General features: G+C 73.8%; 11 protein-coding genes. 5 read left to right on the top strand and 6 right to left on the bottom strand.

Going from position 1 to position 12,991, the window contains the following annotated elements:
• Positions 1-74: 74 nt before the first annotated feature.
• Positions 75-983, top strand: a complete 909-nt coding sequence (locus tag ACZ6IM_RS14200) for an alpha/beta fold hydrolase (protein WP_052839194.1) — start codon at positions 75-77, stop codon at positions 981-983.
• Between the two features lie 7 nt (positions 984-990).
• Here the strand turns inward: ACZ6IM_RS14200 and ACZ6IM_RS14195 are convergent, their stop codons facing one another.
• From ACZ6IM_RS14195 to ACZ6IM_RS14185, 3 genes are all read right to left on the bottom strand, one after another.
• Positions 991-2,655 carry a transporter gene (locus ACZ6IM_RS14195; RefSeq protein WP_469556704.1) on the bottom strand — a complete coding sequence of 555 codons (1,665 nt, stop codon included), beginning with the start codon at positions 2,653-2,655 and terminating at the stop codon, positions 991-993.
• Positions 2,652-3,428 (bottom strand): ABC transporter ATP-binding protein, encoded by a 777-nt coding sequence (locus ACZ6IM_RS14190; RefSeq protein WP_052839196.1) that lies wholly within the window; start codon positions 3,426-3,428, stop codon positions 2,652-2,654. The genes ACZ6IM_RS14195 and ACZ6IM_RS14190 overlap by 4 nt, the downstream gene beginning before the upstream one ends.
• A gap of 147 nt (positions 3,429-3,575) precedes the next feature.
• Complete coding sequence (locus ACZ6IM_RS14185; protein ID WP_052839197.1) at positions 3,576-4,229, bottom strand: bifunctional DNA primase/polymerase; 654 nt, start codon at positions 4,227-4,229, stop codon at positions 3,576-3,578.
• A 317-nt stretch (positions 4,230-4,546) separates the two neighbouring features.
• Here ACZ6IM_RS14185 and ACZ6IM_RS14180 point away from each other — a divergent pair, with 317 nt between their 5' ends.
• Positions 4,547-5,932: a hypothetical protein gene (locus ACZ6IM_RS14180; protein ID WP_052839198.1), complete on the top strand. Its 1,386-nt coding sequence runs from the start codon at positions 4,547-4,549 to the stop codon at positions 5,930-5,932.
• Between the two features lie 201 nt (positions 5,933-6,133).
• Positions 6,134-7,804, top strand: a complete 1,671-nt coding sequence (locus tag ACZ6IM_RS14175; protein ID WP_052839199.1) for a hypothetical protein — start codon at positions 6,134-6,136, stop codon at positions 7,802-7,804.
• Between the two features lie 41 nt (positions 7,805-7,845).
• On the opposite strand, the gene ACZ6IM_RS14170 is transcribed toward ACZ6IM_RS14175, so the two are convergent.
• Positions 7,846-9,162 carry an ABC transporter substrate-binding protein gene (locus ACZ6IM_RS14170; RefSeq protein ID WP_469556701.1) on the bottom strand — a complete coding sequence of 439 codons (1,317 nt, stop codon included), beginning with the start codon at positions 9,160-9,162 and terminating at the stop codon, positions 7,846-7,848.
• Positions 9,163-9,332: 170 nt separating this feature from the next.
• Here ACZ6IM_RS14170 and ACZ6IM_RS14165 point away from each other — a divergent pair, with 170 nt between their 5' ends.
• Positions 9,333-9,779, top strand: coding sequence for an SCO4402 family protein (locus tag ACZ6IM_RS14165; RefSeq protein ID WP_052839201.1), 447 nt, complete (start codon positions 9,333-9,335; stop codon positions 9,777-9,779).
• Between the two features lie 47 nt (positions 9,780-9,826).
• The gene (purU, locus tag ACZ6IM_RS14160; RefSeq protein ID WP_052839202.1) at positions 9,827-10,720 is read left to right on the top strand and encodes a formyltetrahydrofolate deformylase; all 894 of its coding nucleotides are present in this window, start codon (positions 9,827-9,829) and stop codon (positions 10,718-10,720) included.
• Positions 10,721-10,894: 174 nt separating this feature from the next.
• Here the strand turns inward: purU and ACZ6IM_RS14155 are convergent, their stop codons facing one another.
• Positions 10,895-12,175, bottom strand: a complete 1,281-nt coding sequence (locus tag ACZ6IM_RS14155) for a maleylpyruvate isomerase N-terminal domain-containing protein (protein WP_469556698.1) — start codon at positions 12,173-12,175, stop codon at positions 10,895-10,897.
• Positions 12,172-12,765 (bottom strand): sigma-70 family RNA polymerase sigma factor, encoded by a 594-nt coding sequence (locus ACZ6IM_RS14150; RefSeq protein WP_052839204.1) that lies wholly within the window; start codon positions 12,763-12,765, stop codon positions 12,172-12,174. Before ACZ6IM_RS14150 ends, ACZ6IM_RS14155 begins: the two co-directional genes overlap by 4 nt.
• Between the last annotated feature and the right edge of the window lie 226 nt (positions 12,766-12,991).

Here is a 12,991-nt window from a genome sequence, read left to right as displayed (position 1 = left end):
CAGGACACGGTTCACAGGACGGCCGGCCCGTGAGGGCGGGCGGGTCCGAGCGGAGCTTGGGGGTGCCAGGATCTATGGCGCGGCGCATCGATGTGACCGGCGCGGGCGGCGTACGACTCGCGGCCTGGGAGTTCGGCGACCCACCCAAGACCGACCGGGCGCACGACCCGTCCCCCTCCGCATCCGGCGACCCCTCCGCATCCAGTGCCGGAGACCGGCCCGGCGTGCTGTTATTGCACGGCCTGATGGGCCGCGCCTCGCACTGGGCCCCCACGGCCCGCTGGCTCTCCGCCCGCCACCGCGCCGTCGCCCTCGACCAGCGCGGCCACGGCCGCAGCGACAAGCCCCCGCGGGCCGCCTACACCAGGGAGGCCTACGTCGAGGACGTCGAGGCCGCCCTGGAGCAGCTCGGCCTCGGCCCGGCCGTCCTCATCGGCCATGCCATGGGCGCGCTGACCGCCTGGCAGCTCGCCGCCAAACGCCCCGACCTGGTCCGCGGACTGATCGTCTGCGACATGCGGGCCTCCGCCCTCGGTGCCGCCTCCCAGCACACCTGGACCGAGTGGTTCCGCGCCTGGCCGGTCCCGTTCGCCACGCTCGCCGACGTCCGCAAGTGGTTCGGCGAGGACGACCCGTGGGTGGAGCGGCCGAACCCGGCGCGCGGCGAGTTCTACGCCGAGGTGATGGCCGAGTCCCCGGACGGCTGGCGCCCCGTCTTCGAGCCCGAGCAGATGCTGCGCTCCCGCGAGACCTGGGTCTACGACGCCCACTGGGAGGAGCTGGCCCAGGTGCGCTGCCCCACCCTGGTCGTGCGCGGCCTCGACGGCGAGCTGGGCCGCGCCGAGGCCCAGGAGATGGTCCGCGTCCTGCCGCACGGGCAGTACGCGGAGGTCGCCGACGCCGGCCACCTCGTCCACTACGACCAGCCGGAGGCATGGCGGACGGCCATCGAGCCGTTCCTGAACTCCCTCGGGGACGCCTGAGCGCCCGTCAGCCCTTGCTGACCGCCGTGAGGATCTCCGGCAGCCGGTCCGCTGTGCGCGGCGCGGCCAGCCGCAGGCCCAGCAGCGTCAGCGCCGCGCCGTACACCGCGCCGACCGGCAGCAGCACCCAGCCCAGGCCCCCGGCGCCCCCGCTCACGTTCAGCCAGATCGTCAGCGCGATCACGGGCGCGCACAGCAGGGCCGCGCCGATCATGCCCCCGAAGATCGAGACCCAGGCCAGCCCGACCTGACCGGGGGCGACGTTCTTGTACCCCTCCTGCGGGATGGAGTACGGGAAGCGTGCCGAGGTCCACGCGCCGGTCGCCAGCATCGCGCCGAGCAGCGCGAAGGACAGGCCGAGCGCCTCGGGCAGGGCCCGCCAGTCGTCGAGCAGCGCGGTGGTCAGCACCGTGACGAGGGTGGCGTACGGCAGTGTGATCAGCAGCAGCGCCAGCGCGCGGGCCCGCAGCTCGACGTAGGCGTCCCGGGTCGAGGAGATCGTCATCGCGACCATCCAGAACGCGGATGTGTCCTGCCCGAACTGGTTGTACATCTGGATGCCGAGCATCCCGGCGGCGAAACACGCGAAGTAGACCGACCCGGTTCCCTGCCAGGCGTTGAACACCGGCACGATCAGGCCGATGGCCAGCGAGGTCACCCACGCCGCCTTGGTCTTCGGGTCGCGCCACACATAGCGCAGGGTGCGCTCCATGGCGGTGCCGGTACGGCCCGCCGGCAGCCATCGGGCGAGTCCGGCCGAGCCGCGCTCGCGCACCGCCCCGGCGTCGCTCTGGAGCGTGGAGCCGTCGGGCGCCGTCATCAGCCGCGTCAGGTGGCGGGCCCACACCCACAGCAGCAGCCCCAGCGCCGCGGCCGTCAGCGCCAGCTGGACCAGCGCGACGCCGTACGAACCGTCGCTCGCCGAGTCCATCGCGCCGACCGCCGACGCCGGCGGCACCCAGCGCACCACGTCGGCCACCGGGTCGAGCTCACCGAGCCCCGCGGACCCCAGCCGCTGCGCGCCGAAGTTGACGAGCTGCGCGCCCACCGCGACGACCAGCCCGCTCAGCACCGCGAGATCGCGGCCCTTGCGGCTGGTCAGCAGCCGTACGTTGGCGGCGGCGACGGCCCGCGCCAGGGTCACGCACACCAGCAGCGCGAGGACCGCGCCGACGACCCCGACGGCGTACGCCGCCCCGCCGTGCGCGACCGCGACCACGGAACCGGCGAACATGCACAGGGTGAACAGCGGCCCGATGCCCACCAGCGAGGACGTGAGCAGCGCCCGCACCAGGGGGCCGGGCCGCAGCGGCAGCATCACCAGCCGGGTGGGGTCGAGCGTCTCGTCGCCGCCGGGGAAGAACAGCGGCATCACCGCCCAGCCCAGCGCGAGCACCGCCGCCAGCAGGACGACCAGCGAGTCCACGTGGGCGTACCCGCGCAGTGCGATCAGGCCGATCAGCTGGAGCGCGGCGAAGAGCAGCACGAGGACGGCGGAGGCGATGTACGCGGCCCGCCGCCCGCCGGACTGCCGCAGCCCGTTGCACAGCAGCGACAGCTTCAGCCGCACGAAGACGGAGGTGACGGAGGTGACGGACGCGCTGGAGGCGGCCGGTGGGCGGCCCGACGAGCCGGACGGGCCCGACGCGGCCGGTGAGGTCCGCGTGCTCATCGGGATCCGCCGCCCAGCCAGTCCAGGTCCGAACCGGCGTCCCGGCCCCCCGCACCGACGAGTTCGAGGAACGCCTCCTGCAACGAGGCCGCCTCGCCGCGGACCTCGGCGAGCGTCCCGGTGGCACGGATACGGCCCGCGGCCATGACGGCCACCCAGTCGCACAGCGACTCCACCAGCTCCATGACGTGGGAGGAGAAGACGACGGTGGCGCCGGAGGCGGTGTATCGCTCCAGAACGCCCCGGATGGTCTGCGCGGAGACCGGGTCGACGCCCTCGAACGGCTCGTCCAGGAAGAGCACTTCCGGATTGTGCAGCAGTGCGGCGGCGAGGCCGATCTTCTTCCGCATGCCGGTCGAGTAGTCGACGACCAGCTTGTGCTGGGCCCCCGCGAGGTCGAGCACGTCGAGGAGCTGGGTGGCCCGCTTGTCGACCTCCGCGCCGGGCAGCCCGCGCAGCCGGCCGGTGTAGCCGAGCAGTTCCCGCCCCGACAGCCGCTCGAAGAGCCGCAGCCCCTCGGGCAGCACCCCGATCCTGGCCTTCACCTCGACCGGATCGCGCCACACGTCGTGCCCCACGACCTCGACCGACCCCTGATCCGGCCGCAGCAGCCCGGTCACCATGGAGAGCGTGGTGGTCTTCCCGGCCCCGTTGGGCCCGACGAGCCCGATGAACTTCCCCGCCGGCAGCTCCAGATCGATCCCGCCCACGGCCACCTGCTGCCCGAACCGCTTCCAGAGCCCCTGAACCCGCACGGCGCTGTTACTCACCACGTCTCCCTCCGTCGACTTGGCACCCTACGGGGGAGCAGCGCCGACCAGGGGCGCGGGGAACTGCGCGAGAGGCCACCCACGGCCGTCAGCCGCCAAGTCGCGGCAGCGCGGCAGATGAAGGGGCGCGCCCCCTGACGATCCCGCCCCCTAACGATCCCGACCGCACGCGTACGTCAACGGCGAGATCAACTCCTCCACATCCGGCAACCACCTATTCGCAGCGGTCGGCCGGCAGGCCCACTGCACCGCACCCGCCGACCCGAACCGCGTCGGCGGCGCCGCCACGTACGCCCCCTCCCCGAGCACGCCCAGATCGAGAACCCGGGGCGACCACCCCAACCGCCGCACGAGATCGGGCACCTTCGCCCCGGCCCCCGGCAGGACGAAGAACCGCATCCGCCGGTCCGGCGCCAGCGTCACCGGTCCCAGCGTCAGCTCCATCCGCTGCATCCGCGCCAGCGCCAGGAACCCGGCGGTCTCCGGCACGTCGATCGCGTCGAACGTCCGTCCCGTGGGCAGCAGGATCGACGCCCCCGGCTGCTTCTGCCACATCCGCCGGGCGACGGTCGCGCTGCCGGTGGCCTGCGCCGCCCAGTCCTCGCGCGCCGGGTGCGCGCCCGGGGCGGCGCACGCCGGGTCGCCGCAGGAGCAGCGCTGCACCCCGTCGGCGGGCACCAGCCAGGTGCCGGGAAGCACGTCCCAGTGACGCTCCTCGGCGTAGCGAACGGCGGTCTCCAGCAGCGACGTGCCGCGCTGCTGCGGGATCTGGGCGGCTTCGGTGCCGGGGATGGTCTCTTCCACGTGGAACTCAACTCCCGGGCCCACCAGGGGTTACGGGGGCGGCGCGCGCGGGGGAGGGGCGTCGGCACGGCACTCGGGGCGCATGGGTGCACAGGTGGGGGCGCGCAGGAGGATTCAGCGCGGGAGCTGGGTAGCCAGGACTGGGGCCGGCACCGGCCGTTACCCCGGCAATCCTCGTAAGCATCGCAAGCTTCGTAAGTCTCGCATTGTCGGCACATCGACTGGGCATTGATCTTCACGGCCGGATCCGTTCCATTTCGTCCGACGATCCGCCGGGACAGCATCGAGACCGCATGAGACCGCATGGGGGTTACGCCATGGCCGCAAGGCCTCTCGTCGCGCGGCAGCCGAACGAACGACTGCAGGCGCTCATTCAGGAAGCGGGCTGCTCGAACGCGGGCCTCGCCCGCCGGGTCAACGTGTGCGGGGTCGAGCACGGTCTCGACCTGCGGTACGACAAGACCTCCGTGGCCCGCTGGCTGCGGGGACAGCAACCGCGGGGCCGGGCACCGGCGATCATCGCCGAGGCGCTCGGACGCAAGCTCGGCCGCACGGTCACGATCGACGAGATCGGCATGGCCAACGGCAAGAACCTCGCGTCCGGCGTCGGCCTCCAGTTCTCGCCGACGGTACTGGGGGCCATCGAGCAGGTCTGCGAGCTGTGGCGCAGCGACGTGGGGCGCCGGGACTTCCTGTCCGGTTCCTCCGTCGCCGCCTCGGCGCTCGTCGAGCCCAGCCGGGACTGGCTGATTTCCGCCCCCGATCCGCAGGTGTCGCGTTCGGCCGGGCCGCGGGTGGGCCAGTCCGACGTGGCGGCCGTGCGGGCGATGACACAGGCCCTGGTGGACCTGGACCACCAGTACGGCAGCGGGCACGTGCGCCCGGTCCTCGTGCACTACCTGAACAGCGTCGTCTCGGGGCTGCTGGCCGGCTCCTACCGGGAGGCGGTCGGAAGGGAGTTGTTCGCCACCGTCGCGCGCCTGACCGAACTGGCCGGATACATGGCCGTCGACACCGGCCAACCGGGCCTCGCGCAGCGGTACTACATCCAGTCGCTCCGGCTGGCCCAGGCCGCCGGGGACCGCGGCTACGGCGGGTACGTCCTCGCCGCCTCCATGAGCCACCTCGCCGCACAGCTCGGGAACCCGCGCGAGATCGCCCAGTTGGCGCGGGCGGCGCAGGAGGGCGCACGCGGGCGGGTGACTCCGCGCGCGGAGTCGATGTTCCACGCGGCCGAGGCCCGCGGCCACGCGCTGCTGGGCGACGTACGGGCGGCCCACGAGGCGGCCGGGCGGGCGGTCGGCGCGATGGAGTCGGCCGATCCGGCCTCCGGGGACGACCCGGTGTGGATCGCGCACTTCGACGACGCCTACCTCGCCGACGAGTTGGCGCACTGCCACCGGGACCTGGGACAGGCCGACGCGGCCGCCCGCTACGCGCGGCAGTCCCTGGACGGGCACCCCGAGTCACGGGCGCGCAGGCGGGCCATCGGCCATGTGCTGTTGGCCACGGCGCAGGTGCAGCAGCGCGAGATCGAACAGGCCTGCAACACGGCGACGAAGGCGGTCGAACTGCTGGAGACGCTGCGCTCGAACCGGGGCGCCGAGTACCTGGACGACTTCCAGGCCCGGCTCGAGCCGTACCGGGAAGAAGCGGTGGTCAGGGAGTTCGGTGCCCGGCTCGACCTGCAGGCCGCGGCGTGAACGGACGGGGCGCGGATGAGTGAACACGCGTGAAACTCCGCCGCGGTGAGCGGAAAGGGACATCAACAGCGCACCGCGGCCTGGTTTTGTTACTGCTGTCACAGGGAAGGAGTCGACGCCCCGGGCGGCGTGGCAGTGGGCTCGGGGGACCCGGTAGCGTGAGCCGACGATTCCGAAGGTCCCCCATTCGTAGGAGTCCCGGTGACGCAGAGTGGACAGGGCGAGGAGCCCTCGCCGCGGCAAGCGCGCGAAGGCATCGTGCTGCCCTCGGACGGCGGCGAGCCCTTGCTGCCCGGTCTGGCCGGCACTCCCGTCGGCCCGCAGGCCGGTGGCCCGGCGCCCGCCTCGGCGCCGCCCGGCGGCCAGGCCTGGGACCGCCCCTGGGGCCCCGAGCAGCAGAGCCCGTCCCCCGGCCAGGGCTGGCCCACCCCGCCCGACGCCCAGCCGTGGGGCGCCCCGGAGACCCCGCGGCAGTCCGCGCCGCCCTCGGCCCCGCAGGCCTGGCCGCCCGCGCAGGGCTCCCCCGCGCAGGCCCCGGGCGCCCTGCCGCCGCAGGCCGGACCCGGTCCGCTGCCGCCGGAGGGCGCGCAGCCGCCGTCGTACGGCACGCCGGCGGGCGACCCGTCCTACGGCGCGCAGCCGCCGTACGGGCAGCACCAGTACCAGCAGTACCAGCAGCAGGGCGGGGGTGCCGCGCCGCTGCCGCCCGCCGACGAGGGCGCGACGCAGTTCCTGCCGCCGGTCCCGCCCGCCGACGAGGGCGCCACCCAGTACATACCGCCGGTCCCGCCCGCGGGGCCGGGCGCGCTGCCGCCGGAGAGACCCGTGCAGCCGCACGCCGGCGAGTCGACGCGGTACCTCGGCCAGGCACCCCAGTACGCCGCGCCGCCCGTGGCCGGGCACCAGCCCGCGCCCGCCGCGCCCGCGCCCAACCCCGACGCCGAGGCCACGCAGTTCATCGCGCCCGTGCCCGGCGGCCCCGCCGGTGCCCCGTTCGGTGCCGGGCCCGGCGTCGACGAGGGCCGTCAGCCGCCCGCCGAGTTCGACAGCCTCTTCCGAGGTTCCCCGGGGGCCGAGAGCCCGGCCTCGGCCACCCAGCAGATGCCCCGCTTCGACGCGCCCCAGGCGCCGTACCCCGGCGGCCAGGCCGGGTACGTCCCGCAGGGCCCGGGCGGCGGCGGTGGCGGCGGCAGGCGGCGCGGCAACGACGACGCAGGCGGCCGGGGCGGCCGGGGCGGGCGTACCGGTTCGCGGCTGCCGGTCCTCGTGGCCGTCGGCGTGGGCATCGCCGTCGTCGGGGTCGGCGCCGGCGCGATGATGGCCGGCGGGGGAGAGGACGAGGACAAGGGCGCCAACCAGACGGTGTCCGCCACGGCCCCCGCGTCCGAGTCCGCGTCCGCCGAGGCCTCGCCGACGGTTGATCCTGTCCGGCAGCAGGCCGTCGAGCTGGACAAGCTGCTCGCCGAGAGCGGCACCGGCCGCACCACGGTGATCAACGCCGTGGGTGACGTGAAGACCTGCGACAACCTGTCCCAGGCGGCCAAGGACCTGCGCGAGGCCGCCAAGCAGCGCAACGGGCTGGTCGACAGCCTCTCCAAGCTGTCGGTGGACCAGCTGCCCCGCCACACCGAGCTGACCACCGCGCTCACCAAGGCGTGGCAGGCCTCCGCGTCGGCCGACAACCACTACGCGGCCTGGGCCGACCGGACGGCCGGCAAGAAGGGCTGCAAGAAGGGCAAGGCCGCCACCCAGCCCTCGGAGGCCAACCGGGCGAGCGGCACGGCCAGCAAGGAGAAGGCCAAGGCCGCGGCGCTCTGGAACGCCATCGCCAAGAAGTACGGCCTGACCGAGCGCCGGCCGACCCAGCTGTGAGGCGGTGAGCCGGCCGGGGCGCTGTCCGGCGGGGCAGCCCCCTAGGCCACGTCCGCGTTCTGCAGGGTGCGGGTGGTGTCCACGGTGCCCTGGCGGGCCGAGACCAGGCGGCCCTCCCGGACGACCTGGAGGGTGACGTCGGCGTTGACCAGGCGCGGGAAACCGACCGATGCCAGCTTGTCGGCGAACGTCCAGCGGAGGTCGGGAGTGAGCCCGCCCGTGCGGACCTCCAGACCGTCGTCGAGGGCCCGCCGTACGGTGTCGGCGCTCACCTCGCCGTCGCCGAGCGACTCGACGACCTGCTTGAACACGGTGTAGGCGATCCAGGTGGTCTGCACCCCGGCGTCCGCCGCGTCGACGTTGTTGTCGCCGAACGCCTGCTCCTTGATCAGCTTCTTCAGCCCGTCCCAGGCCCGGTCGCCCACCGACGGGTACCAGCCGGTGACGTACGCCCCCTCGTACGGCCCGGACGCTCCGCCGCTCGCGTTGACCGTCGTCTGATCGACGCTGCCGAGCACGGTCGCGGTCCGTACGCCGGGGTGGTCTTCGCGGGCGCGCCGGAAGGAGTCCATGAAGGTGCCGGTGCGGTCCCCCAGGACCGGCACCACGCACCCCGGCTTCCCCCGGCCGGTGCCCTCCCGCGCCAGCGCCTGCCCGGACTGGTCGTCGTAGGCGGTGGCGTCCTCGGCCGCCCGCTGGTCGTGGGACCGCTCGTGCCCGCCCGAGACGAGGCCCGAGTCCAGCAGCCCGGGCAGCTGGTCGCCCGCGATGGTGTCGGGCCGGACGAGCGTGACCGGCCCGCAGGCGTCGGCGAGCGCGCTGCCGAGCCCCGCGAGCAGCGCCGGCTGGCCCCCGTTGACCGGGTACGACAGCGGACTGGTGAACTCCGTGTTGGTGAGGCCGTAGCCGCCGATGTACGGGATGCGGGCGCCCTCCAGGACGGGGAAGAAGGAGTCCGCGTACTGGCTGTAGGAGCCCACGACGGCGACCGCGTTCTCCTTGACGGCACGGCGGGCGCACTTCGCCGCGGTCACGCTGTCGTTGTGGTCGTTGCAGGTCAGGACGTTGAGCTTGCGGCCGCCCAGGCCGCCCTGGGCGTTGACCCAGCGGGCGTAGGCCTGGGCCAGGGAGGGCATGCCGGGCTTGTTGGTCGCGCCGGTGTCCTGCGGCGCCCAGGTCATGACGGTGATGGGGTCGGCCCCGGAGCCCCCCGTGGCACCGGGGACGACCCCGCAGCCGGCGGCGAGTGACGCGCACGCCACCAGCGCGCCCGCGGACAGGACGCCGGTGCGGGTGGCCCGGGAGCGGCCGCGGAGGCCGCCGGGGAACGTGCTGCGGATGGGACGCCTGCCGGTCATGTACCCGCACGATTCCGTCACCCGGCCAACCCGGGAGTGACCCGCGGTCAACGAGCGGTGACGCGGAGGTGAATTGCGGGTGCCGGAGGGAGGCGGGAGAGAGGAACGTAGGATCGACGACCGTGCAAGGTTCGGAGAACTCTTCCCGTCGCGGCCGTCGCTCCTCCACCATGGGCGGCATGCCACTCAACGACATGCCGTGGTGGCGCTGGCGCAGCCAGGTGCGCTCCGCGCTGCACATGCTCTCCGCCCCCGCCTTCCAACGGGACGTCTGGCTGGCCGGCGTCGACGGCTACGGGGACGTCACCGACGCCGTGTACCGCCTGGTGGAGGACACCTGGCTGGACCACTGGTCGGCCGAGAAGTACGTGGGCACGGTCTTCCGCGACTCGCAGGAGGCGGCGCTGGTCGACACCGCCGTGCTGCGGGTCCTGCGGATCATGCACCAGGTGGGGCCAGACGCGCCGGTGACCGCGTACCTGGAACACGCGGACTGGCCGGAGGCGGTGCGGGCGGCGCGCGACGCGCACGTACGGCTGGCCACCAGTGACGGCGAGGACCCGGAGGCGGAGCCGCGCTCGCTCGAGGTGCTGCAGATCCTGACCCGGTCCGCCTGACGGGACGGCACGCGGTCCGGGGGGCCGGATATGGGACCCTGTGCTGCATGAACGCGCAGTCCTCCGCCGCCGTCCCCTCGGCCGACGCCCCGGCCGACCAGTACGTCCTCACCCTGTCCTGCCCCGACAAGCAGGGCATCGTGCACGCCGTCTCGAGCTATCTGTTCATGACCGGCTGCAACATCGAGGACAGCCAGCAGTTCGGGGACCACGACACGGGTCTGTTCTTCATGCGGGTCCACTTCTCGGCCGGCGAGCCGGTGACCGTGGACAAGCTGCGCGCCAGCTTCACCGCGATCGGTGACGCCTTCCACATGGACTGGCAGATCAACCGGGCCGACGCGAAGATGCGCATCGTGCTCATGGTGAGCAGGTTCGGGCACTGCCTGAACGACCTGCTCTTCCGCGCCCGGATCGGCGCGCTGCCCGTGGAGATCGCGGCTGTGGTGTCCAACCACACCGACTTCGCGGAGCTGGTGGGGTCCTACGACATCCCCTTCCACCACATCCCCGTGACGAAGGACACCAAGCCGGAGGCCGAGGCCCGGGTCCTGGAGATCGTGCGCGAGGAGAACGTCGAACTGGTCGTGCTGGCCCGCTACATGCAGGTGCTCTCGGACGACCTGTGCAAGGCGCTCAGCGGGCGGATCATCAACATCCACCACTCCTTCCTGCCGAGCTTCAAGGGCGCGAAGCCGTACCACCAGGCGCACGCGCGGGGCGTGAAGCTGATCGGCGCGACCGCGCACTACGTGACGGCCGACCTCGACGAGGGGCCGATCATCGAGCAGGAGGTCGAGCGCGTCGGCCACGACGTCACGCCGGACCAGCTGGTGGCGATCGGGCGGGACGTGGAGTGCCAGGCGCTGGCGCGGGCCGTGAAGTGGCATGCGGAGCGGAGGATTCTCCTGAACGGCCGCCGCACGGTGGTCTTCGCCTAGCGGCGCCCAGTGGGGCGGGGCCTTCCGCCTCGTCGGCGGCTGCGGATGCCTCGTGGCTGGTCGCGCAGCTCCCCGCGCCCCTGAAGGGGCGTCCACTGCACGCCCTCAAGGGGCGCGGGGAGCTGCGCGAGCCCCCCACAGACCCGCAGCCGCCGACGAATCCGCAACCGCCCCCTACATCCGGCTCAAGCCGGCCGCAGCGAACAGCACGTCCCGGATCGCCTCCCGGTCCCCCACCTGACCCGCCGCCGCCTCCGCCGGAGGCACATGGCCCGCGGCCAGCCGGCAGAACTCCACGCCGTCCAGGGCGACATGGGCGACCTCGTGGTCGGCGGAGCCCACCGCGCCGGGGGAGTCCAGCGGGATGAGCCACTCGCCGCCGCCCGAGCCCTCGATCTCCAGCCGCAGGCTGCGTCCCGGCTCGCCCGCGGTGACCAGGTGGGGACGGTCGCCGGGCGCGGCCAGTCCGGCCCGGCGGCGGGCCGCGAGGGCGCCCGGCAGCAGCCGGGCCGCGAGGTCGATCATGCCGTTGAGATGGCGCGCGGACGGCGGCGCGTACGGATAGTCCACCGCCTCGGCGATGTCCTCCGCGTGCACCCAGCACTCGAACGCCCGGTCCAGCATCGCGTCACGCAACGGCAGCTCGAAGTCGCCGTACGAGACCGGCATCCCGCCCGCGTCACCGGTGAACGCCACGGTCCGGACGATGCTGTGACTCTGCTCACGCCACGGCGCGCGCACCGCGCGGGTGGGCGGGTAGTGCGAGGCCCGCCAGTACGCCTCCGTGCGGGCGGCCGGTGCGCGGGTGGGCGCGGTGATGTCACCCAGCGGGTCGTCGAGGCCCAGGGCGACGGCGACCGTCCCGTCGACCGTCAGCAGGTGGGCGATGACCCCGGCGACGGTGGTGCGGCGGCTCGCGGTGTCGTCGGCCTCGAACCAGCGCAGCCGGACCGGGGCGTGCCACTCGGCGTCCCCGAAGTCCTGGAGCAGCGCGTCGAGGCGCGCGGTCTCGGCGTCGTAGGGGGTGGCCCACTCGGGCACCGGGATGCGGGGCGGACGCCGCTCCAGGCACCCGTCCAGGACCCGGGTGCGCAGGGCGGGGTTCAGATCGAGGCTCTCCGGCCGCTGGAGCAGGGCGACGGCCTCGCGCAGGCGCAGCGCCTCCTCGGCACAGGCTTCGCACTCCCCGAGGTGATCCTCGACGGCCGCCGCCTCCTGAGCCGAGCAGGCGGCCAGCGCCCACGCACCGAGCAGTGACGTGAGCACCTGGTGCTCCAGCGCGGCCGGCGCCGGGTCGGGCAGTACCCGCCCGCCGTCCTCGACGGAGGCACGGGGCAGCGGTATGCGCGCCCTGGTGCCGGGACCGGGGCCGGTGGCGCCGGCTTCTCCGTGCTCCCCCTTCTCCCCGTGCCCGATGTCGCCGTCGTCCGCGTCGTCCGCGTCGTACGCCGTCATGCCGCACCCCCGTATCCGGGCGGGGCCCCGGGCTGGTGCGGGGCGGTGCCTGCGTCGCGGGCGGTGGACAGGAGCTGGAGGCCCAGGCGCAGGCGGCGGCGTGCCTCGTCCTCCGTGACACCGAGGTCGGCGGCGGTCTGGCGGTAGTCGCGGCGCTGGAAGTAGGCCAGCTCCAGCGCGGCGCGCAGCGGAGCCGGCATGGACTGCACGATGTAGTCGGCGCGGGCGGCGACCGAGGCGTGCCGCACTTTGGTCTCCAACTCCTCCGCGGTGCCCGGCCCGCCCCGGACGAGGGCCGCCGTCTCGGTCGCGCGCAGCCGCTGGACGGCGAAGCGGTGGGTGAGGCCGGCGATCCAGGTGCGCAGCGGGCCCTGCCGGGGGTCGTAGGCGTCGGGATGCTCCCAGACGTGCGCGAAGACGTCGCGCGTGATGCGGTCGGCGGCCCGCTCGTCGTCGAGCACGCGGTGCGCCAGACCGTGCACCAGCGAGGCGAACCGGTCGTACAGCTCGCCCAGGGCGGCGGCCTCGCCGCGTGCGAGCCGCTGCTGCATCTTGCGGTCCCAGCGCAGTGGCACGTCCCTCTTCGCCATCCGGTCCCTCCACCCCCTCCTGGTCCCAGCCTGCGGCCGCACTCTCCCCGAATGTAGTCGGCACGTCCGACAGCGCACGCCCCTTTGTTCCAATGCGCGCCCCCGACCGGCCGGAGGTGATATGCACCTCCACTACCCTCTATCGTGCGACCGAATTCGATCGAACAGGATCGAAACCGTCTGAAACAAGCCAGTTCCGACCGGTCTCCGTTTCCGTCGCGGCGTT

This window comes from Streptomyces sp. NPDC042336, assembly GCF_055581985.1.
The sequence above is the reverse complement of the archived record's forward strand: the minus strand, read 5'-3'. Positions and strand labels throughout refer to the sequence as shown.

Excerpts from the sequence above, each read along its gene's own strand:
- ACZ6IM_RS14165 (WP_052839201.1), top strand. The coding sequence starts at position 9,333 with ATGGGCGGCATGCCACTCAACGACATGCCGTGGTGGCGCTGGCGCAGC.
- ACZ6IM_RS14150 (WP_052839204.1), bottom strand. The coding sequence starts at position 12,765 with ATGGCGAAGAGGGACGTGCCACTGCGCTGGGACCGCAAGATGCAGCAG.
- ACZ6IM_RS14200 (WP_052839194.1), top strand. The coding sequence starts at position 75 with ATGGCGCGGCGCATCGATGTGACCGGCGCGGGCGGCGTACGACTCGCG.
- ACZ6IM_RS14180 (WP_052839198.1), top strand. The coding sequence starts at position 4,547 with ATGGCCGCAAGGCCTCTCGTCGCGCGGCAGCCGAACGAACGACTGCAG.
- ACZ6IM_RS14155 (WP_469556698.1), bottom strand. The coding sequence starts at position 12,175 with ATGACGGCGTACGACGCGGACGACGCGGACGACGGCGACATCGGGCAC.
- ACZ6IM_RS14170 (WP_469556701.1), bottom strand. The coding sequence starts at position 9,162 with ATGACCGGCAGGCGTCCCATCCGCAGCACGTTCCCCGGCGGCCTCCGC.
- purU (WP_052839202.1), top strand. The coding sequence starts at position 9,827 with ATGAACGCGCAGTCCTCCGCCGCCGTCCCCTCGGCCGACGCCCCGGCC.
- ACZ6IM_RS14195 (WP_469556704.1), bottom strand. The coding sequence starts at position 2,655 with ATGAGCACGCGGACCTCACCGGCCGCGTCGGGCCCGTCCGGCTCGTCG.